Here is a 23,720-nt window from a genome sequence, read left to right as displayed (position 1 = left end):
TCCTTAGTGACTGTGTTGATGGTGGATGTCAGGGTAATGCGCATGACTGTGGGTAATCGGCAGATGCCGATGTTGGTGGGTATGCGGCTCGCTGCCGTCCCATTCGAAGTCATGCTCGTGCTGATGGTGCTGGTCGTGGCGATGGCTGTGAGTGTGGGCCAGTTCCTGATGGGTATGCGGGTGCTCGTGGCGCTCGGTCAGGTGCAGCCAGATACCGACCGCCATCAATGCCGCGGCGAGCCAGAACAGTAGGCCGACAGTGTCGTTCAGCAGTAACAGGGAAATCGCGGCGCCGACAAACGGCGCGATCGAGAAATAAGCGCCAGTCCTGGCGCTGCCGAGATGCCGCAAGGCCAGCACGAACAGCACCAGACTGACGCCATAACCGCAAAAACCGATCAGTCCTGCCGCCATTATTTTTTGCAAGCCCGGCAGTTGCGCTCCCAGCATCAGCGCCAATCCCAGATTGACCGAGCCGGCCACCAATCCCTTGATGCTCGCAATCTGGACCGCATCGCTGGCCGAAATGCGGCGCGTCAGGTTGTTGTCGATCGCCCAGCACAGGCAGGCGGCGACAATCGCCAGCGGTCCCCACGGCACGCCGAACTCCGGCATTTGCTGCCACGACAACAGCACGCCGGCCAAGATGATGGCGAGCATCCCCAGCACGATACGCCGATCGTAGTTTTCCTTGAAGATGAACCACGCCAGCAGCGCAGTCATGACGCCTTCCATATTCAACAGCAGCGAGGCAGTCGAGGCCGGTGTTTGCGCCAAGCCGAACATCAGCAACATCGGACCGGCAATTCCGCCGCTGACAATCGCAGCGCCTAGCCAAGGCAGGTCGGCGGCGACCAAATGGCCGGTGCCAGCTTGCTTGTCATGCGCTTGAAGTCGCCGCACGCCGTACCAAACCGACAGGCCAAGACCGCTGCCAAGATACAGCAAGCCGGCCAGCATCACCGGCGGCACTTGGCCTATCAATAGTTTGGCAAAAGGGGTGCTGGCGCCAAACAGTGCCGCCGCCATGAATGCGTAGAGAACGCCTTGGTGCATGATCTTTATCCTGAATTGCTAGAAATTTCAGTCGAGTTTACGCCTTACTTTTGATGCATGATGATCCCGAATTGTGCCTCCAAAGCGCTGTGTCCATCCTCGGTGATGGCTACCACGCGCGAATGTTTACTCCTCGTGAGCCAGCCCAGCGCTATCATGCGCTGGGCCAGCACCGCGCCCAACGCACCGGCCAGATGGTCTTTGCGTTCGCTCCAATCCAGGCAGGGATAGGCGAACCGGCGCCGACTTTTCTTCAGCGCCTGGAGATCGATGCCGAAAGAACTAAACCAGGCAACGCCTGCCGCCGGGATCGAGAATTTCTTGTCCTCCGCCGGGCCGTCATCGGCCTGCAGCAGCCCCCGCTCCAGCAGCACCGCGGTCAGTTGGGTGCCCAGCTTGCCTGCCAGGTGGTCATAACAAAACCGCGCGGTGCAGATGGCGTCCTCGGCATGGTCGGCGCGCTTGCTTTTGCCGGCAGGGGCAACCACCATCAGCGTTTCGATCAGGCGCGCCACATCCGGCGAGGCCAGCCGAAAGTATTTATGTCGGCCTTGGGTGGTCATGCCCACTAAATTGTCGTCCAGCAGCCGGCGTAAATGGGTCGTCGCGGTGGCCGGCTCTACGTCCGTGCCGTAGGCCAGTTCCTTGGCGGTCAAGGCGCGGCCCTCCATCAGCAGGCGCAACATCTTGATGCGGGTCGGGTCGCCGATGGTGCGGGCCAAGCGGCCGATATCAGGTTCGTCGTTCATAGTTTGGTTGAAACCGTACTGTTGATGTGTGACAAGTTATCCGAGCTCCCCCAGAATTGCAACATTGATTCTTAGGGAGCATCACCATGAGCACCATCCAACAGCCTTCAGCCGTGCGCTGGATTCTCGCCGCCACCAGCTTTGCCTTTGTCATCGTGCAACTCGATGTGACGATCGTCAACGTCGCGCTGCCGCAAATGGGGGCCGACCTGGGGGCGCGTGTCGCCGATCTGCAGTGGGTGGTGGATGCTTATACCCTCGGTTTCGCGGTTTTCCTGTTGTCGGCGGGAGCGCTGGGCGATAAGTTCGGTTCCAGGCGCATGTTCCTGGCCGGCTTCCTGTTCTTCGCCGCCGCCTCGCTGGCCTGTGGTTTTGCACCCAATGCGGTGTTCCTGAACGGCGCCAGGGCGCTGCAGGGGCTGGGCGCGGCATTGCTGGTCCCCAGTTCGCTCGCCATCTTGAATCATGCTTGCGCTCACGATAAAAAATTGCTGGCGCGCGCTATCGGCTTGTGGACCGCCGCCGGCGGCGTGTCGATCGCGGCCGGGCCGGTGGTCGGCGGTTTGCTGCTATCGGTCGCTGGCTGGCGCAGCATTTTCCTGGTCAATATTCCGATTTGCGCCTTGGGTTTCTTGCTGACATTGCGGGTCGTGCCGCAACTGCCGGGCAAGCTGCAGTCGCGCTCATTCGATGTGCTGGGGCAGTTGCTTGCCATCCTCGCCCTGACCGGATTGGTGGGGGCCGTGATTGAATTTCATCCGCTGGGCATGCGGCATCCGCTGGTGCTGGGCGGGTTCTTGCTGGCGTTGATAGCGGGCGCGGCGTTCATCCGGGTTGAGCAGAAAACGTCGACGCCGATGTTGCCGCTGCATTTCTTCCGCCAGTTCAGTTTCACGGCAGCGGTGCTGTTTGGCGTACTGGTCAATTTTTCCTATTACGGGGTGATTTTCGTTTTAAGTTTTTATCTGCAAAAGATCTTGGGCTACAGCACGATCGCAGCCGGACTGGCCTTTTTACCCCTCACCGGCACCTTCATTTTTTCCAATCTGGTCAGCGGCTGGCTGATTGGGCGGGTCGGTTTGCGGATACCTATGGTGTTGGGCGGACTGATCGGCGCGTCGGGCTATGCGCTGTTGGCAGGGCTGGGGATAACGACTCACGCCAGCTTCATCGATCTGTTGCCTGGCTTCGTGCTGATTCCGGGCGGCATGGGGCTGGCGGTCCCGGCCATGACCACTTCGATACTCTCCAGCGTGGAAAAGGCGCGCTCGGGCACGGCGTCGGCAGTACTGAATGCCGCCCGGCAGGTTGGCGGGGCGATCGGCGTTGCGGTATTCGGGGCGCTGGTCAGTGGCGGTGCGGATGGGGAAATGATTGCCGGCGTCAAAATCGCTTTGCTGACCGCGTCAATGATGCTGATGGCGGCGGCAGGATTGGCTTATTGGATAAGGCCGTCGGACGCGAGCTTGGCGCGAGGAGTAGGGGTGGGCACGACTGGATAGTTATCTCAGGCGATCCACTTCGACAGTGCGGTAAATGCGCCCAAGGCAAGCATGACGATGGTGCCTAGTTTGATGGTCAGGCGCAGCTCCATTTTTTCCAGCTTGGAGTCAATATCCTTGCGCAAGTCATCCACGTCACGCCTGGTAGCGACATCGACAGACTCATGTGAATCGCGAACTGCGATGGAAATAGCTTCCGCCTGCTGCTCGGGCAAGCCGGCGGCTTCAAGGGTTTTAACGAATTTATGCGTATCGAATGTGACGGTCGCCATCAGCAAATCTCCTATCTGCCGGATTTTATCATGGTGACCAATTCGAAATTATATTCAGCCATGCCAAACGCGTTTGCGTTTGAATCGCGCGTTGAGAGATAAAATACGCCGCTTTGATGAGGCTGATTGCCTCATTCATCGGCAAGCTCAATCGCAACAGAGTCATGACAAATAGAAAAGTAACTGAAACAAGCAGTCGTAGGTTGGGCTGCAAAGCCCAACATTTCTTTAATCGCTATCAAACATTGGGCTTTGCAGCCCAACCTACAATCCTCGCCGCTGTCTTCGCCACAGGTATCGTGCAAGCGCAAAACGTCCCTGTTCAAAACAACGATCCGACTTTGCCGACAGTGACCATTACCGAACCCGGATCCGGCGCCAACGGCTATCGCAGCCGCACAGCCACGGTCGCGGCTTTCGGCGCAGCATCCCTGCTCGATACGCCGGCCTCGGTCTCGGTGGTGACGCGCAGCCAATTGGATGACCAGCAATCGCGGCTTCTGAGCGACGTCGTGAAAAACCAGGCGTCGGTGGGCGCCAATTACGCGCCGCTGGGCTATTACGAAAATTTCAGCATTCGCGGCTTTCCGCTCGATCTGGCGTCCAGCTACCAAATCAACGGCCTGAGCATCGCCGGTGAACAAACCGTCGCCCTTGAAAACAAGGAAAGCGTCGAAATCCTGAAGGGCCTGGCCGGCCTGCAAAGCGGCATGGCGGCGCCCGGCGGGCTGATCAACTACGTCACCAAACGTCCGGCCAATGTGCGCTCGGTCACGTTGGCGACAGATTCCCGCGGATCGCCTTACCTGGCAGCCGATGTCGGCACCGTATTCGGTCCCGGACGGCAGTTCGGCTTGCGCATCAACGCCGCGCATGAGGACATGCACTCCTACGTCAAGAACGACGACGGCCACCGCAATTTCGCCTCGCTGGCCGCGGATTGGCATATTTCGCCGCAAGCCTCGCTACAGTTCGACGCCGAATATCAACATCGCGAGCAGCGCTCGGCGCCGGGTTATCAACTGCTGGGCGGCAGCGCGCTGCCGTCTAATGTGTCGCCATCGACGCTGCTGGGCGGCCAGCCTTGGGCCAAGCCGGTCACGATAGACTCGCTCAATCTCAACCTGCGGCTGGATCTCGATCTGTCCGCCGATTGGCATACTTATGTTGCGGCCAGCCGCAGCCGGGTGGTGATCGACGACAATTCCGCTTTCCCGTACGGTTGCGCGATCTATACCGGTTGCAACGACGGGTCGACGCCGGAGCGCTACTTCAGCGCCGGCGGCAATTTCGACATTTACGATTACCGGTTCCCAGACGATACGCGGCGCAACGATCAGTTGCAGGCGGTGTTGCAAGGGAAGCTCCGTACCGGTGCAATCCGCCATGACCTGACTTTCGGCGCCAGTACTTTCCGGCGTACCGTCAGCCAGAGCGACGGCGTCAATCAGCCTATCGGCATCGACAATATTTACAACCCGAATCCGCAGGTATTTGCAGCGGCAGACGCCACGCCCGATGCCTCCACGCTGCGTCTCGATAGCCGGCAAAAGGCCTTGTTCGTGACAGATCGCCTTCAGTTTGACGAGCAATGGCAGTTGCTGGCCGGTGCGCGTCAGGTGTGGGTTCATGAGCGGGCGCTGGATGCCAGCGGCGCCGCGACCCGCACCACCGACCAATCCATGCTGCTGCCGCAATTGGCCCTGATTTACAAGCCGCAAACCAATCTGGCGCTGTATACCAGCTATAGCAAGGGCTTGAGCATGGGCGGGCAGGCCGCCTACTGGGCCGAGAACAGTCAAGCGTTCCTGCCGCCAACGGTGTCGCGCCAAATCGAGGCCGGCCTCAAGTTCGATTGGCGTGATCAACTGAGCTTGAGCGCCGCCGTGTTCCAGATGACCAAACCCTACGAATATCCAAAACCGGATGCCTTGGGCTTTACCTACGTGCAGCAAGGCAGCGAAGTCCACAAAGGCATCGAGTTGGAAGCGGCCGGCCAAGTCAGCCGGCAATTGCGCCTGACAGCGAGCGCGACCTTGATCCAGGCACAGGCCGACCGGACCGGCACCGCGGCATACGATGCGCATCAGTCGATCAACGTGCCGCGGCTGCGGACCGCGCTGTATGCCGACTACGCGCTGGCGCAGTTGCCGGGCCTGAGCGTGCAAGGCGGCTGGCAATACAGCGGCCGCAAAGCCGCGACCCGGGACGGCAATGTCGAGGTGCCGGCCTACAGCGTGTTCGACGCTGGCCTGCGTTACAAGACTGTGCTGGCCGGCCACGCCGCGCTGCTGCGTCTCAGCGTGGATAACCTGTTCGACAAGCGCTACTGGAAAGACGTCGGCGAATACGTCGGCGACGGCTACTTGCATCTGGGCGCGCCGCGCACCGCGCGCCTGGCGCTGCAATATGACTTCTGACAATTCCCCCTTGTTGAGTCACGGCATGGGCCTGGAGCCGGTGGCGCCTAGCTGGCCGGCATTGCGGCTGGACGAGGTGGTCCGGCTGTTGCAGCGCTATCCGCAAGTCGGCGCGGTGCAAGGCTTGAGCTGGCACAGCCCGCGGCCGTTTTCGAGTGCCTGCACGGTCGATACCGCCTCCGGGCCGGTGTTCGTAAAACGCTTGCTACAGGCGATCAGGAGCGTGGAAGAGTTGATGGAAGAGCATCGCTTCATGGCCCATTTGCAGCAGCGCGGGCTGGCGGCGAGCGAGGTGCTGCACGCCGCCGACGGCGCTTCGGCGATTGCCGATGACGGCTGGACTTACGAGGTGCACCGGATCGGCGCCGGCGTCGATCTGTACCGCGACGCTACTTCCTGGACCCCTTTCCTGAAACCCCAACATGCGGCTGCGGCCGGCACCGCGCTGGCGCACATGCACAGTGCGGCGCGTGGCTACGATGCGCCGGCACGCAGCGCGCAACTGCTGGTGTCCGGCTTTACGATCTTTAATGCGGACGATCCGCTGACCCGGATGCAGCAATACATCGCGCAACGGCCGGCGCTGGCCGACTATCTGGCGCAGCGTCCCTGGCGCGATGACGTGCAGCGGGTATTGATGCCGTTCCATGCGCGCTTGCAGCCGCTGTTGAACGGCTTGACGCCGCTCTGGACCCACAACGACTGGCATGCGTCCAACCTGCTGTGGCACACCAAAGCACCGTCAGCCGCAGCCGAGGTGACCACAATCCTCGATTTCGGCCTGGCGGACCGGACCTGTGCCGTCTACGACATCGCCAACGCCATCGAACGCAACATCATCGAATGGCTGGCGCTGCCATCGCACCCAAGCAGCCAGCGCCAGCTGGTGCATATCGACCAGCTGGATGCCATGCTCGACGCTTACGAAGCGGTCACGCCGTTGTCGCCGCAGGAGGCCGCCGCGCTGCCGGCCTTGCTGCCTTTGGCCCACGTCGAATTTGCGTTGTCGGAGCTGGCTTATTTTCATGGCGTGCTGGGATCGGCAGACAATTCGGCGCTCGCCTACGATACTTATTTGCTCGGCCACGCAGAGTGGTTCCACAGCGATGCCGGCCAGTATCTGCTGGAACACCTGCGGCAGCGCTACGCACATTTGATGAACAAGGAACCGTAATGTCCGCATTGGAAATCGCCGCCGTCGTCGTCAGCGCCCTGGCGGTCTGGCTGACCGCGCGCCGCAAGCTGCTGTGCTGGCCGATCGGGTTTGTCTCGGTGCTGCTGTATGCACGGATATTCTTCGCGGCCAAGCTGTATTCGGACCTGTTGCTGCAATTGATTTTTGCGTTGATGCAATTGTATGGCTGGTGGAAGTGGAGCCGCGCCACCCCGGACCGTTACGACATCCAGCCGCAACGACTGTCCGCATCCGGCTGGGCGGCGGGGCTGCTGATCGGCGCGCTGGGCGGCCTGCTGCTGGGCTATACGATGGCGCGGTTCACCGATGCGCATATTCCGTGGCTCGATTCGGCGTTGACCAGTTTCAGCCTGGTGGCCCAGTTCTGGATGGCGCGCAAATACGTCGCCAACTGGTGGCTCTGGATCGCCGTCGATATCGTCTATGTCGGCGTGTATTTGTACAAGGACCTGACCTTGACCGCCGGATTGTATGCCGCGTTCATCGTGCTGGCGCTGATCGGTTTGCGCAACTGGCGGCGCGAGCTGCGATTGCATGAGCGGGGGCAGGCTGTCGAGCTAGCTGCGGCTATGTAAATAAATGACGATGTACGCGGATCGACGGCAAGCTATTGTCGATTGGCGGTTTTGGGCCGATCTTCGCGATCTACGACGCCGACCGCCTCGGATTGACACGGCGCCAGGTTTGACAAATGTCATTATGAAAAGCACGTCATGGGCTCGCGCAACAGCGTCTTGAGATCGACCTTTATTTTTTTGAGATAACTTCAATGCCAATTTCAACCTCTTCTCCAACTCATCCTGACGTCTTTTCCTATAACAGCGAGGCCTGGGATCGCCAAGCGGCGCAGGCGTGCGAATGGTCGCTCCCGGTTTCATCCGAGGTGGTGGCGGCGGCGCGCGCAGGCCGTTGGTCGGTCAGGCTGACACCCGGCGAGATGCCGGCGAGCTGGCTGGGCGACGTGCGGAACTTGCGCATTCTGTGTCTGGCATCCGGCGGTGGCCAGCAGGCCCCAGTCTTGGCCGCTGCGGGCGCAGCGGTAACGGTACTTGACGCATCCGAGAAACAACTGGAGCAGGATCGCATGGTGGCGCAACGCGATGGCCTGACGCTGGCGACGATACAAGGCGATATGCGGGATTTGTCGGCTTTTGCTGATGAGTCCTTCGATTTGATCTTCAATCCGATCTCGAACCTCTATGTCCCGGATGTCAAACCGGTCTGGCGCGAGTGCGCCCGGGTTTTGAAGCGCGGCGGCAAGCTGCTGGCCAGTTTCTACAATCCTGTCGTCTTTGTCGGCGACCGTCATCCGGAGTACGCCGAACAAGGCATGATCCGGCCGTGTTACAAGATCCCTTACTCGGACTTGGACGATATGCCAGAAGCGGCATTGCAGCAGAAGCTTGCGCGCGGCGAGGCGCTGGTATTCGGTCATAGTCTGGCTGACCAGATCGGCGCCCAGCTGGATGCCGGTCTGTTGATGTCGGGTTACTACGAAGATTTTCAGCCGAATCCGCGTTTTGTGATTGATCGTTTCTTGCCGACTTTTATTGCTACTTGTGCGATCAAGCCTTAACGGGCACCTCTAAAAACCGTAACGAACAGCCTCGAGATTGGGGGGCTTGCTGCAACGTGCTGCAGGTTTTCAGGGTGCCCTTGCGTTGCAGGCGCTGATCAATCAGCTGCCAGGCTCTGAAGGTAGGCCTCGGCTTCCGACTCGGGGATTTGCTTGACCTCGACCACCAGCGTTTTATTGCTGCCATGGATGACTACTTTAGGTACGTGCAAGCCTTTAAAAGACGCTTTTACTGTGTAGGGAGTGGTGCTCGGTGGTTCTGCTAACGGACCGGTCCATCCCATGACATCTATCTTCAAGCCGCCCACAAAATCTTTGTCGCGCAAGAGTTCAATATGGCTGGTGAATTTGCGAACGTGGCCGGAGACCTCTACAAAAAATGCGCCTGGTCCGCCAACGCCCATCCACACATAAGTCACTTTTGCTGTATCAAAAGGTTCGAGTCCAAAAAATGGCATGATGATCCTCGCTTTTCTACACGGTCTGCTGACCGGATGGTCAGTAAAAGTAAGCTAGGCGAACATGTTGCTCTATGCCACTAGTAAATTTGACAGGTGGGCGGCAATATCGCAGTACATGAGATTCTGGAGTGCTGATAGAAGGAGCGACATCATGTTGAAACTGCAGCAGATGATGAGGGCGATGCGGGTCATGAGCAGCGAGCTGGAACTGTCGGAGGCGCAGTTCGGCGAGTTGAGCGAGTTGATCGGGATCGCCTCGGTGATTGTCGACAGCGACGGCGCGATCCTCAGCATCAATGAGATGGCGGCTGGCATGCTGGGCTTCAAAGCAGAGGAGTTGCGCGGAACGCTGTTGACGCGGCTGGTGATCGACGGTTTGAGCGCGTTGGAACAAGTCCTCAAGCCGGGCCGGAGGGCCGACAATCCGGAACTGTTCGACCTGGTTTTCCGGGGGCGCAGCGGCCGCAAAAGCATCCTCTGCGTGATCCCGCAATACCTCGATCATAGCGACGGCGCGACGCACTCGGTGTTGCTGGTGCTGTCGGAAAAAACCAGCCGCAGCGCCTTGCTGCAAACCTTGCAGCGTTCCGAACCGGAGCTGCAGCAATTTTCCAATCGCCTGATTGCCGCCCACGAACTCGAATTGAAACGGGTCTCGTCGGAGCTGCATGACGGCATCGGCCAAGTGCTGGCGATGATCAAGTTCATGGTGGAAGACGCCGCCCGCCACGTGAAGGGCGGCCAATCGGATGAGGGCGGCCGCATCCTGGATGAGACGGTGTTGCGGCTGCGCGAGGCGATGAGTGAAATCCGGCGCATCTCGATCGAGCTGCGGCCCAGCAGCCTGGACGACCTGGGGTTGATTCCGACCATAGAATGGCATTGCCGCAATTATCAAAACGCCTACCGGGACGTGCACTTGAAGCTGGAACTGAACGCGGTTGAAGCAGAGATCCCGGTAGCGCTCAAGCTGGACATCTTCCGCATCATTCAAGAGGCGATGAACAACGCGGCCAAGCATGCCGATGCATCGACCGTGACGCTATCGCTGCAAGTCGAGCACGCCAATCTGCGCTTGCGCATCGGCGACAACGGCAAGGGCTTCGATCTCGATCAAAGTGAGCATGAGGGAGGCGTCGGCTTGAAGAGCATGCGGGAGCGAGTTGAATCGACCGGCGGGCGGTTTTCGATTCAATCGGCGCCCAATAGCGGCACGACAGTAGAAGCTTATTGGTCGTTGGTACCCTAAGACCCTGTTCAAAATCCGCAACGGCCTGTAGGGCGGATGAGCGCAGCGTTATCCGCCGTGTTGGATGCATCGAACGTAAGTGGCGCATCCAACGGCGGAAGGCGCTACGCTTTTCCGCCCTACTTGTTGGGGTTTAACGGACCTCAAGGTCGCCTTTAGAAACCGTAGCGAGCGGCCCAAGGTCGGGGCGACGATGTTGTAACACCTGCAGCCGTACGCTTGTACGGCGAGCATCACAGCCCCGAGATTGGGCCGCACAGTAGGTTTATAAAGGCGACAATCTCACCGGCGAGAGAAAGCTATGCACCAGCCGTTAGGATCGATATCTCCCGCCACGATCTTGCACTTGCCCATGGTCGCGTCCGGCTCCGGGTTGAGGCGGAACGAGGGGCAGTCGGCGCACTTGTCGCCGTCGTTCGGATGGTCTTGATAATGCATGCTGGCTTTGCTGGCGGTACCGGCGATGGCGGGGCGCGACTGCGCCACGAATCGAAGCAGGAAAATTGAGCCCAGCAATTCACCCACCCTACGCAGCGCCCTCCGGCGCGATACTTGTTTAATCGGGCTCATGGTTCCCTCCAAACGGTATAGCTGTAGGTTGTACGAACGACCTCCGCTGCAAGCGAATCAGCAGCTTGCCAGTTAGGTTAAGAATAATTACTGGGGCACTTGACAGCACTACGCTATTTCCCCCGTTGTGGGGGGAGGACTCCCCCCACAACGGCCGTCAGCGCTAAATAAGACCTTCTTGGCTAGAACATGAACCACGCGTACAGATAAAGCGTGTTGTTGTCTTTGGCGTTTCTCATCGTGGAGTCGAAATTCGACGAGCTGCCGTTGAACTTGGTGTAGCCGGTGTACTGCAGGCCGAAGCGGACATTGGCCTGCGGATCAAACGGGAAGACGTACTGCGGCCAGTAGTTCAGCTCAATGATGTAGCCTGAGGTATCCGGTTTGCCGTTGGTGCTGCCGAATCTGGCGAAGTCGGCATCGCCCGTGACGCGGAACACTGCACCTGTGATGCCGTAGGTGCGATCCATCAGGTAGGACAGCTTGGCCCTGGTTGAGCGTATTTTTGAGGTCGGATTGTCAACCCCGCCGTCGTTAAAGCTGGAGCGCCAGTCGGTGTGCTCGGAAATGGTGGAAGCCTGACCCGAGATGATGTGGTGGCCATCCTTGCCTATGTACTGATACTGGGCGTCGAAGCCGATGTCGCGGAAGCGATCGCCTTTGGCATTGCCGTCGCTGGCCTTGAGCGAGGTGACGGTGCCGAAGTGACCGAACGTGACGTTCTGGCGTTCGGAGTCGAAGGTGTAGGTGTAGGCGAGGCGCCAGTAAGGATTGGCGCCATCCAGCGCGACTCGTTGGTCTTCAGGCGTGCCCCAGCGCAGGGCCGACAGCGCGCCCTTGGCGGTCTGGTAGGAGGACGCTTCAAGGTAGATGGAATCTTGCAGGTAGGCGTAGCCGCCAAAGCCGGCTACCCGTGCTCCCGATTCGAGGAAAGTCGGCACGCCGCGGCCGACGGAGGCGATGGTCGGTGCATAGTACGGAAAACTCCAGGCCGGGGTGGTGTTGAAGACGTCTTGCACGGTCGGGTTGTTGTGCAGGGTGAGGCCGAAGATGGTCGGTTTTTCTTCGGTGCCGAAATTCTTGACGAGGCGGAAATCGGTGTTGTCGAGCGCGCCGTGGCCATGGAATTGTTGGCCGTCACTCGTCGCAATATTGTTATAGGTCCACTGGATAAAGGCGCCGGCGTTATCGGTAAAGCGGCCGCCGGAGAACAGGCTGAAGGCTTCGGCGACAAATTCTCTATCCTTGCCGAACAGTTTGTCGCCGGTCGATTTGTCGGTGTTGTCCCTGATCTGGTTCCTGGAAACGATGGCCATCAAGGCCAGCGGAATGGTTTCGCGTTCCCCCAGCGTGTAGCCGCCGAGCTTGAATTTGCGGCCAAAGGGGGTGAGTTCGGGGTAGATGGTGTGGCAGGAAGAACACTTCAGCGCTGTTTGCCTGGCGAACAGCGGATTTGCCATGGCACTGGAGAAAAATCCCAGAAAAACGGTTAAGTACAAGGCGACTGCAATGCGTTTTAAATACGTATGCAAATTCAGCATGATGAACTCTCCCTGATTTGTAAATCGTTGTTGTTTCCTTCGATGCTCTGAATCAAGTTAGCAGACGAGATTAATTTTGCAACTGCTGAGCGCTATTTTTTGCTTCTCCTCGATTTTCAATCAAGCCCATTTCCAGCGCGAGCAGCACTAGTTCCGTCGCATTTTTCAAGCCAAGCTTGTGCATCAGATTGGCGCGATGTTTTTCCACGGTCTTGGAACTGATGTTGAGAAATTGGCCGGTCATGCGATTGGTGCGTCCTTCGGCGATCAGTTTGATGATGCTGCGTTCGCGCGAGGTCAGCGTATCCCAGGGAGTGCTGGACGGCGCCGGGCTGCCGCGATGCAGGATGATGTCGATCAGATGCACGGAGACGTCCGGGCAGATGAATTTTTTGCCGCGGATGACGGTGTGGATGGCGTTGACGAATTCCTCATAGGACGAGTCCTTGAGAGCGTAGCCGTCGGCACCGGCACGCAGCGCTTCGCGCACGTATTCATCGGTCTTGTAGCCGGTGAGGGCAAGTATGCGGACGTTCGGCATGCGTCGCTTTATCTGGGCGGTGGCCTCGATGCCGTTGATGCCGGGCATGGACAGATCCATCAGGATCAGATCGGGCCGCAATAAAATCGCGTTATGTATGGCTTCCTTGCCATCGCATGCCTCTCCGACCACTTCGTAATCGGGCAGCCGCATGATCATGGAGCGCAGGCCTTCGCGCAGCAGATTATGGTCTTCGACGATCAAGACTCGATGACTCATGTTTATCTCCCTACTTTTTTATTGGCCTGGCTGTCTTTGGCGGCGCCAAAGCCGGGGCCTTTCCGAGTCGCGCAGGGCTAAACGAGAATTGCCACTGTTTGTAGGTTTCGAGTCCTTCGAATGCGCGATAACGCGGGCTGAAACCGGCGCGCTTGATGGTCTGTTTGGTCGAGGTACTCGCCACCCCATAAATCTGTTCGTCGCTATGCAACAGCTCGAATGGTTCTTCAGTTATAGGATCCAGGTAGAGGCGGCGCAAGTGCCGTACCGGAACCGGGAAGCGGTGATCTTCGAGCAGGTCGGCTAGACTTAGCGGCAGCGCTTTGGCCGGGCCAGGGGTGGCGTAGTAATAGTGCGCGATCGCCATCCGGTACTGGTCGCCGACAAACAGCAGCTGTTCTTCGGCTTGACGTTGGCGCTCGAACGCCCACCAGTTGGCCGCGCCCATCAGCGCAATCGCCATCAGGGCCAGCGTCAGCAGCAGGGCCAGCAAGACGACGCCGCGCGCGCGCCGGGGATAGTGTTGGTTAATTTTCATCGTGCGCATCCGTGGCGCTGTGCACGTCATAGACTCCGCCCAAGGTCGGGTCGCTGGGGACCACGATCAGCCAGTTGCTCTTTTCCGTCAGCGGGTCTAGCGGGACGCTGCGCAGATAATGCTTTTGCACCAGATCGTCGAGCGTGTCCGGGTAGCGGCCGCGATCGCCGAAAAACTTGTCGATTGCATCTCGCATGGTTGACAGGTTCTGCTGCTGGACCTTGACTTTGCCATTATCGAGGGCGCTGAAATAGCGCGGCACGGCCAAGGTCAGCAGCAGGCCGATCAGGGCCAGCACAATCACCATTTCAATCAGGGTGAAGCCAGCGGCGCGCTTGCCGGTTTTGCCAGGAGGTCGCGACATGATCACCACTCCGTATAGGAAATGCCGTTGAGACCCTTGTGGGTCGATTGTGACGCTACATCGAACACGTCGGCCCCCGGCTGCGGGGCATCCGGCGGGCTGCCGTAACTGCGCAGCGCCCAGGTCTGTTCAGCCGGGACGCTGGCATCCGGGAAAAACGGGTCGCGTGGAATGCGGCGCAGGAACACCAGTCGCGTCTTGTTGGGATCGGTCGAGTTTTCTACGCCATCCACCAAGACTTGCAGGGTCGGTGGGTAGCCGGATTCGTCGGAGAGTTTGGGAATCTGGCCGGTGTCCGCTGCGGTTTTGTAAGCGTCGAGCGCGCTGCGAATCTGGCGCAGGGCGAGTTTGAGTTCGGTTTCCTTGACCCGCACCGAGGTGATTTCATAGAGCGGCAGGGCGACCAGGGCGACCACGCCGACCAGGGCCAGGGTGATGATGAGTTCAATCAGCGTGAAGCCGCGCGTAGCCGGAACCAGGTGCCGACGGGTCTGACGTTTTCTGATCCAAACCGTCAAGGTGTTCATTGCTCAAACCTCAATTTAGGGGCTATGGATCGATTGTCAATGTCAGCGGCTGCGGGCGAGGAATGGTCAGTGAGCCGTGGCCGTCATTGACATCGACTTGGGCCAGCAGCATCTGGGTTTGCTTGCGCGGCAGTTTGGCGATAAAGGTCAGGTTCAACAGGTCGCCGGAACCGGCGAACGATGCGGCTTTATCCGCGGTCAGCAGCATGCTGAGGCGGCCGGCCGATTGATTGACGGTCGGCGCTATCGTGGCGGCGCCGGCGCGGGTGCTGAACTCGCCTGCGCTGGCTTCAACGAAGGTCAGGACCGCCGAGTCGTAGTGAATCGACAGCGGCAGCGCGTGGATGTTGTCGAAATTGGCGCCGCTGACGGTGACGCTGAAGCGATCCCCGGTCCTGATGCCGTCGGGCGAGTTCCAGCTGATTTGCGGTCCCGTACCTGTGGCAGCTGTGGCACCTTTGGCAACTGCGGCGGCTGGAACGATGGCGGCCGCGATGATGGGCACGGGCGCGGCGGCGCTGTTGTCGGCGCTGATCTTCGGCTCTGCGGCTTTGGGCGCGATCTTGGCGGCCCCCGGCGCCTGCTCGGCGTGCGGATCGGGGCTGGCCGGTGCGGCGTTGGGCGTCAGTATCTCGGCTGGCAATACTGTGGCCGGCGGCGATGACGCTGCGGGTGGCGCAGGCAGGCTAGGCGGCGCCGATGGCGTCGGCGGCGCAACCACCACGCTGCCGCTGACCGGACTGAGCGGGCTGACCGCAGGAGCGGCGGGCTCGACCGGTTTGGCCAGTGCCGGCGCTGCTGCCGGCACCGCCTGTGCAGCCGGATCGCTGCGATGACTGGCGCTGACCGTGCTGGCGGCGGTGCTGGCCGGGCCTGCATTGACGTTGGCGATCGGGTCTAGCCGCAGAGGGTTTTCGCGGATGGTCGATTCGGTGCCTGACCAGACGTCGCTCATGCTGTCTTCGGCGATGCCCTTGGCACGCAGGATCCTGGGCGTGATGGAGAGCACGATCTCGGTTTTGGTATGGTCGCCGTTGTTGTTGGAGAACAGGCGTCCCAGGATGGGCAGCTGGCCCAGGCCCGGAATTTTGGCGGCGGTGTTGCGATCGGAGTCGCTGATCAGTCCGCCCAGGATTTGCGTTTCTCCGTCATGCAGGCGCAGGCTGGTGGATGCCATGCGGGTGCCGATCTGGTAAGCCAGCGAGCCGCCGGGGCCGGAGATTTCCTTGACGATATTGCTGACTTCGAGATTGAGCTTGATGCCGACGTCGCCCTCGGTGTAGACATGCGGCTCGGCTTCCAGCTTGATGCCGACATCGATGTACTGGACCGAGCCGGTAATCACCGGGGTGCCGGTCGATACCGGGGTGACGGTGTTGGTGATGATAGGGACTTTGTCGCCAATCAGGATTTTTGCTTTTTCGTGGTCGCGCACGCGAATCCGCGGGCTGGCCAGGATATTGGCGTCGGTGTCTTGCAGTTTGAGATTCAAGCTTGCCTGCAGCGGCGTGGTCAGCAGCTGGTTGCGGTTCAGGTGCCGCAGCTCGCCCAGGGTCAGTGCGCCGCCGCCGCTGCCGGTAGGCGTCGACAGGCTGAAGTTGTCGGGCCAGGCGATGCCCAGATCGGACAGCCGGTCGCGCGAGACTTCCAGCACTTCGACTTCCAGCATGACCTCGGCATCGGCCAGGTCGTGCGCGGCGATGACGTTGGCCGCTACCGCCAATGCTTCCGGCGTGTCGCGCAGCACCAGAGTGTTGCTATGTTCATCGACCTGGACTTCCTTGATCTTCAGTACGCTCTTGAGCATGCCCTGGAGATATTTGGCGTCGCCGTTGGAAATCGGGAAGGTCCGTACTTTCAGTTCTTGATATTCCTTCTGTTTGGCCGGGATGGCCGGATAGATGAACATGGTGTTGGCGTTGAGGACTCTTTTTTCCAGCTGGCTTTGCATCAGGATCAAATCGACGGTGTCTTCGACCGTGCCGTCGCGCACGAAGATGGTGGTTTTCAAATCCGGCCGCACATCGCGGTCGAAGATGACGTTGAGGCCGGTGGTGCGCGACAGTGCTTCGAACACCATGCGCAGATTGGCATCGCGGAATTGCAAGGTGACCGGCTTTTTCATGATGGACTGGCTGACGATGAGAGCTTCCTTGGCCCGATGCTGCTTGCCCAGTTCGTCGTCGATCTTGCGCATCAAGTCTTGCGCGTGCGGGTTGGACGGGTTGCTCATCTGGACCGCCTTGATGCGTTCCTTGGCGGCGTCGAACTTGCCGCCGGCGATCAGCTTTTCCGCTTCGGACAGGATCGCCGCATGACGCATATCCCTGTCGACCTCGGCGATGCCGCGTTGCGCGCGCTCGTTGCTGTTGTCGACTCTGAGCGCGGCCACGAAAGTCTCGCGCGCGCCATTCAGGTCGCCGGCGGTGCGCAAGGCTTCAGCGCGCTGGTTCAGTTTTTTGGTTTCGTCATTCACGCCATTGCTGTAGTCGAGCCGGTAGCGCAAATTGTCGGGCTCCAGCAGCATCGCCTGGCGAAGGTTTTCCAGCCCCTGGTCGGTCTGTCCTGCCTTGATCTGACGTTGGCCGTCGCGATGCAGGTTCTGGGCGGCGCAGCCGGCCAGCAACGCTGCCAGCAGCAACGGCGTGAGCGCACGGGACAGTCGGGCTCTTGTGAGTGTGGTTAGGAGGCGCACTAGAGTTCTCCTTGGATTCGGATGATTTGCTTTTGATTGAGCGGGAGATAGGTCAGGGCGATTTCCGTTGGGCTGACTGTGTCTACATGGTAGGTGTTGTCTATCGTGTCGCCGGCGGCAACGATCAGCAGCGCTTCGCCGTTGGCCAGGAAGGCCGTCGGTTTGCTGCGGTCTTCGAGCAGTCCGACGAAGCTGAACGGCAGCGGCGGCGCTTGCGGCGGCGGCGGTGGAGCGGCCTTGACCGGCGGCGGTGGCGGCGGTGGCGGCGGAGTCCAGTCGGTGGCGGCGAACAAATTGGCTTTCGGCTTTTGATCCAGGTCGCCGCGTTTCGGCAAGCTTAGCGCCAGCGCCGGTTTGGCCTCGGCCGCGGTAGTAGTGGATTGCGCCTCGGCATGGGCGCGTGCGCGGTGGTCGGGCTCGGCCGGACCTGCTTCAGGCCTGCCTTCCCGAAAATGCAGGGCGGAATACAGGGCCAGCACGCCGGCCACCAGCAGCAGGACCAATTTGCGATGAGTGAGGGGGAGTCGCATCTCAGGCTCCGCGATAAAAAAGCGTGAAATGGATGCGGGCCTCAAGCACGTCGCTATTGGCGGCGGGGCGTTCCATGTGCAGTTCGACCAGCGAGGCGTGCGGTACGGCGTTCAGTACGCCGGCGACGAAGCTGCGGATGGTGTGGTAGTTGGCTTTGACCGGCAGCACCACTTCATACTTCACAAACGACATGCCGACATCGCTGGAAATCTGGTAGTCGCCCTTGTTGATCACCAGCTTGGCCTGGTCGGCCTGGTCCAGCACGCGGCGCAGGTCGCCGGCATTCTGGTTGATGGTCGGGAACCAGGCGTTGAATTGGGTCAGCTGCTCGCCGGATTTGGGGGCGCTGCGGTGCACCAGGCGGTCGCGATTAAACGCTTTCAGTTGCGCCACGGTCTGCAGTCTGGTCTGGCGGGCGTCCTTGTGCAAGCGCGGCGCAATCAGCAGCAGGATCAAGATCGCCAGTGCGATCAGGCCGGCCCCGATCGCGCCCTTCAGTCCCAGCAAGCGGCTGAGTTCATGGCGCAGGGTGAGCTGCATGGAGTTGAAGTTGTTCATTTTTCGCTCCATTGCGCCTGGATCTGGAACCGCACCGGCGAGCCCGGCGCCTGGCGCTGTATCTGGTGCGAGCTGAGGATGACTTGATGCAGGGTCGGCTGCTGCTGCAGATAGCTCAGGTAGTCGAGCATGGTGGAGACATCGCGTGCCTCGGCCGCCAGTCGCAGTTGATGGCGCGAGGCGATCGGTTCTATCGACAGCAGGGCCACATGTTCCATCGGCGCCGATTCCAGCATCTTGAGCAAATCGTCCCAAGGCATGCGCAATTGATCCGCCACCGCGGCCGCATTGCGATAGCGCTGCAATTGGGCTGGCGAGACCTTGACGTGGCTGTCGTCGTCGCTTTGGAACGAGCGCATGCGGGCGCTGAGCGTGTCGTTGGCCGACTGTTCAAGCTGGCGCGCGCTATAGGCCGTACTTAACTGCAACAGGGCGGCGATAGCGGCCGTCGCGCCGATCGCCAGCAGGGCGATGCCGAGCGGCCGCGGACGGCTTGTCCGCCCTCCAAAATCCAGATCCAGCTTGCGTAGCGCTGACACGGCGGACTCCTAGGAAAATTCGCTGGTGAGCGGCAGAGGGTGCCAGCGCTCGCTGGCTTCCACCGGGATTTCCACGGTGTCGGCGTCGAACAGGATAGGCAGCAGCTGCTGATCCGGTACGCAGATGCGGCTGCAAAAGGCCTCGCAGTTGTCGCGCAACTCGGTCCAGACGATTTTCGACAAACGTTCGGCGCTGAATGCTTTCCAGTTGCCGTCTTGCAGCAGGCCCAGCATCAGCGAATGATTTTGCAGCCGTGCGATCAAGGCGTGGCGCTGCTTAAGCTGCAAGCGATGGCGATTCAGGAATTCGACGAAGGCCGGTTCCAGCCGGTTCAATCTGCATCCGGCGTCGCCGACAGCGCGCTTGATCGCGTCCACCAAGACCACCGGGATGCCGCATATGACCGCGCTCATGCCGCCTTTCTGGACTGAACAGCGGATCAGCAATTCGCTCGCATCCAGACCCAGGGTATCGGCCATGCCGAGGCTGGCCATCCGGTTCAATTCGGGCGCAGACAGCCGGCGGGCGTCGATTTCCAGCACGTCATAGAAGACGAAGCTGTCGCCGACGATCAGATTGAGCGTGCGCAACGCGTGCGGGGCTTGGCTGGAGAGCTGCATGATGGCATCGCCGACGGCCTGCGCGATGTGCTCGTAGCGGCCGATCGCGTCGTGCTCCTTGGCGACCGGGACCACGACGTCGGCGCTGAGGTTGCCGCGAGCGACCAGTTGCGCCGAGACTTGATCGGCTTCGATCACCAGTTGCGCGGGTCTATTCGACAGGAGTAACACGATTGATTTCCTCCAGCGTGGTCATGCCTGCCGCGACCAGGTCGACGGCCGATTCGCGCAGCGTTCTCAGGCCGGCCAGGCGTGCCGCGTGCTTGATCTTGGAGAGCGCTGCACGTTCCGCCATCAGGTCGCGCAGGGTGTCGTCCAGCGACAAGGTTTCGGCAATCGCGCGTCGTCCTTTAAAGCCGGTGCCGCGGCAGTGGGCGCAGCCCAGGCTACGTTTGAAGTTGAAGCGGGATAGCGCGGCGGTGCCAAGTCCGGAGCGGTGGATCAGCTCGGCCGACGGTTGGTCGTCGATCGCGCATTGCGGGCAATTGATGCGGACCAGGCGCTGCGCCAGGATGCCGTTGAGGGCCGACACGAAGCTGTAGGAATCCACGCCCATATTGGCGAAGCGGCCGATCACGTCAAATACGTTGTTGGCGTGCACGGTGGTGAACACCTGGTGGCCGGTGAGGGCGGCTTGCACCGCGATTTGCGCGGTTTCCGGGTCGCGGATCTCGCCCACCATGATCTTGTCCGGATCGTGACGCAGGATGGAGCGCAGGCCGCGTGCAAAGGTCAGGCCTTTCTTTTCATTGACGGGGATTTGCAGCACCCCGGCCAACTGATACTCGACTGGATCTTCGATGGTGACGATTTTGTCCAGGCCGGTATTGATTTCCGAGATGGCGGCATACACGGTGGTGGTCTTACCGCTGCCGGTGGGGCCGGTGACCAGCAGCAATCCGTACGGCAGCAAGGACAGGCGGCGCACAAAAGCCATCGCCGAGTCGGCGAAGCCGAGGGTTTCCAGGCTCAGGGTCTGGCGTTCGCCCGACAGGTGGTAGCGGTCCAGGATGCGCAGCACGGCGTCTTCACCGAACAGATTGGGCATGATCGAGACCCGCAGGTCTATTTCCCTGGTTTCGGCCAGCACTTTGAAGCGACCATCCTGCGGAATCCGGCGTTCGGCGATATCCAGCTCGGAAATCACCTTGATGCGCGACAGCACCTGCTCGGAGGTGTCGCTGCCGTCGATATGCTTGATCGTGGTCAGGACGCCGTCCAGGCGGTACTTGATATTCATGCCGTGCGACAGGGTTTCGAGATGGATGTCGCTGGCGCCGGCGCGCAGAGCGTCGTAGATGGTCGAGTTAACCAGGCGCACGATTTGACTGCCGGTGCTGCTGATGTCTTCGATCGAGATCGACAGCGCCGCACTGTCGCTGGCGTTGACGGTGTCGGAAATCCCGATCGAGTCCATCGCCCGCACCGTTTTTTCCATCGATACCAGGTAGGAGCGCAGGTCGCCGATGGTGGCGATGCCCCAGCTCAGCGATTGCGCGCTGCGATTGCGCAGCCGGGCGTAAATCCAGGATCGGGTGCGCACGTCGAGCGGGTCGGCGGTGACCAGCTTCAATTCGTTGTTCTGGTCGGTGAACGCAATGCAGAGCCTTTTGTTGGCGTCGACAAACGAGATCAGGTCGAATTCGGGTTTCATCAGGCGCATGCCGTCTATCGTGACCGGCGCCATGCCGAAGTAAGCTGCGGCGGCCTGCAGATAGCCGTCGGCATCGGCGCCGAAGCTTTCCGCGATCAGTTCGATCGCATTCAGCGCAGAGCTGGATTGGCGCTGCATCTCGACGATGAATTCGGCATCCAGCACGCGTTTGAGTGAAATCGGTTCGTTTTTCATGATGCTCACTGGAGGCTGGATGCAAGGTCGAAAATAGGCAGATACATGAGCACCACGATGGCGCCGATGATGAGGCCGATGAATAACATCAGGACCGGTTCGAACAGGCGGGTGGTGACTTCGATCGCGCGCGCCAGCGTGCTTTCCTGGAAGGTCGCGATGCGCGCCAGGATTTCCGCCAGCTGGCCGGTGCGTTGCGCCACGGTCAGCATGCGCAGCGCGACCGAATCGGCCAGTCCGGCCCGTTGCAAAGCCGGCCCGATGGCCGCCCCTTCGCGTATCGACACTACCGCACGCAGCAGCTTTTGCTGGTCGCCGGGACTGAGCAGCGAACCGCACATCTCAAAAGCGCGCACCGCGGCAATGCCGCCCTCGATCAGCATGCCGCTGGTGCGGTAGAACTGCGCATGGCGGAACATGTGGATCAGCGCGCCGATCAGCGGTAGCCGCTCCAGCACCGGCAGGTTCCAGTTGGCGTTGGCGGCGTGGCGAATGCTCCAGACCAGCGTTATCAAGAGGGTGACAACGGCGGCGGCCATCATTTGCGGATGGGCGTGGATGGTTTTGCCGATGCCGATCAGGATCTGCGACGCGAACGGGATATCGCCGCGCGAGCTTTCGATTAAAACCGAGAATTTGGGCACCACCACGCCCAGCAGAAACAGCACAACCAGGAAGCCGACCCCAAGCAACATCAGCGGATACACCGCGGCGCTGATGGCCTTGGATCGAATCCCGCGCAGGGTTTCAAAGTTGGCCGAGTAGCGGCGCAGCGCGGCCGCCATGTCGCCGGTCTGCTCGCTGGCGGCGATGGTGGCAATCAGCAATTGCGGGAACACGTCCGGCCGATCGCCCATCACCGAAGACAGGCTGCGTCCTTCTTTCAGCGACAGTACCAGGCGCGCCAGGACACGGCTGGTTTCGGATGAGCGCTCTTTTTCGGCCAGTGTTTCGATCGCGTCGATGATGCCCAATCCGGCGTCCAGCAGCGAGCCGAGTTCATGCGCGAACAGGGCGACATCCAGGCGCACGCGACTGAGTGCGTTTTTGCGTCGGCCGATCCGGGAAAATCCGCCGGGGCGCGGCTTGCAGGACAGCACGCGCAGACCGTCGCGCTCCGCCAGGCGGGTTGCCAGCTCCGCATCCAGCGCCGCAATGCGCAGAGTGCGCATGATGCCGGCTGGGGCTTTCGCCACGATATCGAACTCGAGCATGCGCGGATCGCCCATGTCGCTCTCCTAGCGCGGCAGCCAGGAGCCGACATCGGCATTTTCACCGGTGCCGCCAACTTGACCGTCGGCCCCGAGTGAGCTCAGATCGTATTCGTCGTGATCACCCGGCGATTTATAGAGATAATCGCGGCTCCATGGATCGCTGGGCACGGCCTTTTGCAGATACGGGCCTTGCCATTTCTCTTCGTTATTGGGTTTGATGGATAGCGCCTGCAGACCTTGCTCGGTGGTGGGGTAGCGCCCTATATCCAGCCGATACTGGTCGAGGGCCTTGCCTATGGAATCGATCTGGGCGCGTGCAATCTTGGTATTGGATTTACCCAGCTGCTCGAAATAGCGGGGGGTGACAATACCCGCAAGCAGGCCGATGATGACGATCACGACCAGCAGTTCCAGCAGCGTAAAGCCGGTGTGCCGATTGCTGCGAACAGGCACAAGACGCTGTGCGCCACAGATGGCGGTACGGGTCATGATCCTTCTCCCTGAACTACAGACCCACCCCGGTGGGCAAACAAGTAGTGCATCATTACGCGGTGTTTTTCCCGCAAATGCCTGCGAAGCTGCCGGACCCGGTTCAGGTCTCAGTTATTTGTCTTAAATGCAATTTGATTGTAATTTAATATCCCTGTTTGTCAACGTGGGTATTGGCTTGCATGAGCCTAAAGTAGGGCGCTTCCTTTTTCGGGTAGGGCGCAAAGTAGTAAGCCCCCTTATTTGCACACTGCGCGTAGTAGTAATCGCCCTTTTTTGGAGTGAGCCCGAAGTAGTAATCCCCCTACCGGCAATGTAGTAAGGTCCCTCGTCCTGGCGGGTGGGGCATGGCAATGACGGAGTTTTTGCAGGTTTTCGTTTGGTTTTCGGACGTTCTGTGAGGGAGGGTGTGATCGTCCTTTGCGACTCTTGCCGGCTTTCATG

General features: G+C 60.3%; 24 protein-coding genes. 6 read left to right on the top strand and 18 right to left on the bottom strand.

Annotated elements, in window-relative coordinates; translation table 11 throughout:
• Positions 1-3 precede the first annotated feature (3 nt).
• Together ACFPM8_RS06720 and ACFPM8_RS06715 are read right to left on the bottom strand one after the other, a co-directional pair.
• Positions 4-1,056 (bottom strand): DMT family transporter, encoded by a 1,053-nt coding sequence (locus ACFPM8_RS06720; RefSeq protein WP_378996325.1) that lies wholly within the window; start codon positions 1,054-1,056, stop codon positions 4-6.
• Positions 1,057-1,100: 44 nt separating this feature from the next.
• Positions 1,101-1,805: an ArsR/SmtB family transcription factor gene (locus ACFPM8_RS06715; protein ID WP_378996323.1), complete on the bottom strand. Its 705-nt coding sequence runs from the start codon at positions 1,803-1,805 to the stop codon at positions 1,101-1,103.
• An 86-nt stretch (positions 1,806-1,891) separates the two neighbouring features.
• On the opposite strand from ACFPM8_RS06715, the gene ACFPM8_RS06710 reads away from it, so the two are divergent.
• Positions 1,892-3,307: an MFS transporter gene (locus ACFPM8_RS06710; RefSeq protein ID WP_378996320.1), complete on the top strand. Its 1,416-nt coding sequence runs from the start codon at positions 1,892-1,894 to the stop codon at positions 3,305-3,307.
• A gap of 5 nt (positions 3,308-3,312) precedes the next feature.
• Here the strand turns inward: ACFPM8_RS06710 and ACFPM8_RS06705 are convergent, their stop codons facing one another.
• Complete coding sequence (locus tag ACFPM8_RS06705) at positions 3,313-3,579, bottom strand: CCDC90 family protein (protein WP_378996318.1); 267 nt, start codon at positions 3,577-3,579, stop codon at positions 3,313-3,315.
• A 164-nt stretch (positions 3,580-3,743) separates the two neighbouring features.
• On the opposite strand from ACFPM8_RS06705, the gene ACFPM8_RS06700 reads away from it, so the two are divergent.
• The 4 genes from ACFPM8_RS06700 to ACFPM8_RS06685 all read left to right on the top strand — a co-directional run bounded on the left by ACFPM8_RS06700 (position 3,744) and on the right by ACFPM8_RS06685 (position 8,770).
• Entirely contained in the window at positions 3,744-5,999 is a 2,256-nt protein-coding gene (locus ACFPM8_RS06700) for a TonB-dependent siderophore receptor (RefSeq protein WP_378996316.1), read from the top strand.
• The gene (locus tag ACFPM8_RS06695) at positions 5,989-7,173 is read left to right on the top strand and encodes a phosphotransferase enzyme family protein (RefSeq protein ID WP_378996314.1); all 1,185 of its coding nucleotides are present in this window, start codon (positions 5,989-5,991) and stop codon (positions 7,171-7,173) included. Before ACFPM8_RS06700 ends, ACFPM8_RS06695 begins: the two co-directional genes overlap by 11 nt.
• A complete protein-coding gene (pnuC, locus tag ACFPM8_RS06690) occupies positions 7,173-7,769 on the top strand; it encodes a nicotinamide riboside transporter PnuC (protein ID WP_378996312.1) in 597 nt (198 codons plus the stop codon). The genes ACFPM8_RS06695 and pnuC overlap by 1 nt, the downstream gene beginning before the upstream one ends.
• 194 nt (positions 7,770-7,963) lie before the next feature.
• On the top strand, positions 7,964-8,770 hold the full coding sequence (locus tag ACFPM8_RS06685) for a class I SAM-dependent methyltransferase (RefSeq protein ID WP_378996311.1): 807 nt from the start codon (positions 7,964-7,966) through the stop codon (positions 8,768-8,770).
• A 98-nt stretch (positions 8,771-8,868) separates the two neighbouring features.
• On the opposite strand, the gene ACFPM8_RS06680 is transcribed toward ACFPM8_RS06685, so the two are convergent.
• Positions 8,869-9,228, bottom strand: a complete 360-nt coding sequence (locus ACFPM8_RS06680) for a hypothetical protein (protein WP_378996309.1) — start codon at positions 9,226-9,228, stop codon at positions 8,869-8,871.
• A 154-nt stretch (positions 9,229-9,382) separates the two neighbouring features.
• Here ACFPM8_RS06680 and ACFPM8_RS06675 point away from each other — a divergent pair, with 154 nt between their 5' ends.
• Positions 9,383-10,480: a sensor histidine kinase gene (locus ACFPM8_RS06675; protein ID WP_378996307.1), complete on the top strand. Its 1,098-nt coding sequence runs from the start codon at positions 9,383-9,385 to the stop codon at positions 10,478-10,480.
• A gap of 282 nt (positions 10,481-10,762) precedes the next feature.
• On the opposite strand, the gene ACFPM8_RS06670 is transcribed toward ACFPM8_RS06675, so the two are convergent.
• The 14 genes from ACFPM8_RS06670 to gspG all read right to left on the bottom strand — a co-directional run bounded on the left by ACFPM8_RS06670 (position 10,763) and on the right by gspG (position 23,276).
• Positions 10,763-11,050 carry a high-potential iron-sulfur protein gene (locus tag ACFPM8_RS06670; RefSeq protein ID WP_378996305.1) on the bottom strand — a complete coding sequence of 96 codons (288 nt, stop codon included), beginning with the start codon at positions 11,048-11,050 and terminating at the stop codon, positions 10,763-10,765.
• Positions 11,051-11,232: 182 nt separating this feature from the next.
• Positions 11,233-12,591, bottom strand: coding sequence for a cytochrome C (locus tag ACFPM8_RS06665; protein WP_378996303.1), 1,359 nt, complete (start codon positions 12,589-12,591; stop codon positions 11,233-11,235).
• A 70-nt stretch (positions 12,592-12,661) separates the two neighbouring features.
• On the bottom strand, positions 12,662-13,357 hold the full coding sequence (locus ACFPM8_RS06660; RefSeq protein ID WP_378996614.1) for a response regulator: 696 nt from the start codon (positions 13,355-13,357) through the stop codon (positions 12,662-12,664).
• 4 nt (positions 13,358-13,361) lie between these two features.
• Positions 13,362-13,889, bottom strand: a complete 528-nt coding sequence (locus ACFPM8_RS06655) for a type II secretion system protein (protein ID WP_378996301.1) — start codon at positions 13,887-13,889, stop codon at positions 13,362-13,364.
• On the bottom strand, positions 13,879-14,253 hold the full coding sequence (locus ACFPM8_RS06650) for a type II secretion system protein (protein ID WP_378996299.1): 375 nt from the start codon (positions 14,251-14,253) through the stop codon (positions 13,879-13,881). Before ACFPM8_RS06650 ends, ACFPM8_RS06655 begins: the two co-directional genes overlap by 11 nt.
• Positions 14,254-14,255: 2 nt before the next feature.
• Positions 14,256-14,780, bottom strand: coding sequence for a type II secretion system protein (locus ACFPM8_RS06645; RefSeq protein ID WP_378996297.1), 525 nt, complete (start codon positions 14,778-14,780; stop codon positions 14,256-14,258).
• Positions 14,781-14,802: 22 nt separating this feature from the next.
• Positions 14,803-17,475, bottom strand: coding sequence for a cohesin domain-containing protein (locus ACFPM8_RS06640; RefSeq protein WP_378996295.1), 2,673 nt, complete (start codon positions 17,473-17,475; stop codon positions 14,803-14,805).
• A complete protein-coding gene (locus ACFPM8_RS06635; RefSeq protein ID WP_378996293.1) occupies positions 17,475-18,005 on the bottom strand; it encodes a hypothetical protein in 531 nt (176 codons plus the stop codon). Before ACFPM8_RS06635 ends, ACFPM8_RS06640 begins: the two co-directional genes overlap by 1 nt.
• A gap of 1 nt (position 18,006) precedes the next feature.
• Positions 18,007-18,564, bottom strand: coding sequence for a hypothetical protein (locus tag ACFPM8_RS06630; protein ID WP_378996291.1), 558 nt, complete (start codon positions 18,562-18,564; stop codon positions 18,007-18,009).
• Entirely contained in the window at positions 18,561-19,103 is a 543-nt protein-coding gene (locus ACFPM8_RS06625; protein ID WP_378996288.1) for a hypothetical protein, read from the bottom strand. The genes ACFPM8_RS06630 and ACFPM8_RS06625 overlap by 4 nt, the downstream gene beginning before the upstream one ends.
• A gap of 9 nt (positions 19,104-19,112) precedes the next feature.
• Positions 19,113-19,895 (bottom strand): hypothetical protein, encoded by a 783-nt coding sequence (locus tag ACFPM8_RS06620; RefSeq protein WP_378996286.1) that lies wholly within the window; start codon positions 19,893-19,895, stop codon positions 19,113-19,115.
• Complete coding sequence (locus ACFPM8_RS06615) at positions 19,876-21,573, bottom strand: GspE/PulE family protein (protein ID WP_378996284.1); 1,698 nt, start codon at positions 21,571-21,573, stop codon at positions 19,876-19,878. Before ACFPM8_RS06615 ends, ACFPM8_RS06620 begins: the two co-directional genes overlap by 20 nt.
• 5 nt (positions 21,574-21,578) lie before the next feature.
• Positions 21,579-22,802, bottom strand: coding sequence for a type II secretion system F family protein (locus tag ACFPM8_RS06610; RefSeq protein WP_378996282.1), 1,224 nt, complete (start codon positions 22,800-22,802; stop codon positions 21,579-21,581).
• 9 nt (positions 22,803-22,811) lie between these two features.
• Positions 22,812-23,276, bottom strand: coding sequence for a type II secretion system major pseudopilin GspG (gspG, locus tag ACFPM8_RS06605; protein WP_378996280.1), 465 nt, complete (start codon positions 23,274-23,276; stop codon positions 22,812-22,814).
• Positions 23,277-23,720 lie beyond the last annotated feature (444 nt).

The organism is Paraherbaspirillum soli, assembly GCF_042654985.1.
GTDB lineage: Bacteria > Pseudomonadota > Gammaproteobacteria > Burkholderiales > Burkholderiaceae_D > Paraherbaspirillum > Paraherbaspirillum soli.
The sequence above is the reverse complement of the archived record's forward strand: the minus strand, read 5'-3'. Positions and strand labels throughout refer to the sequence as shown.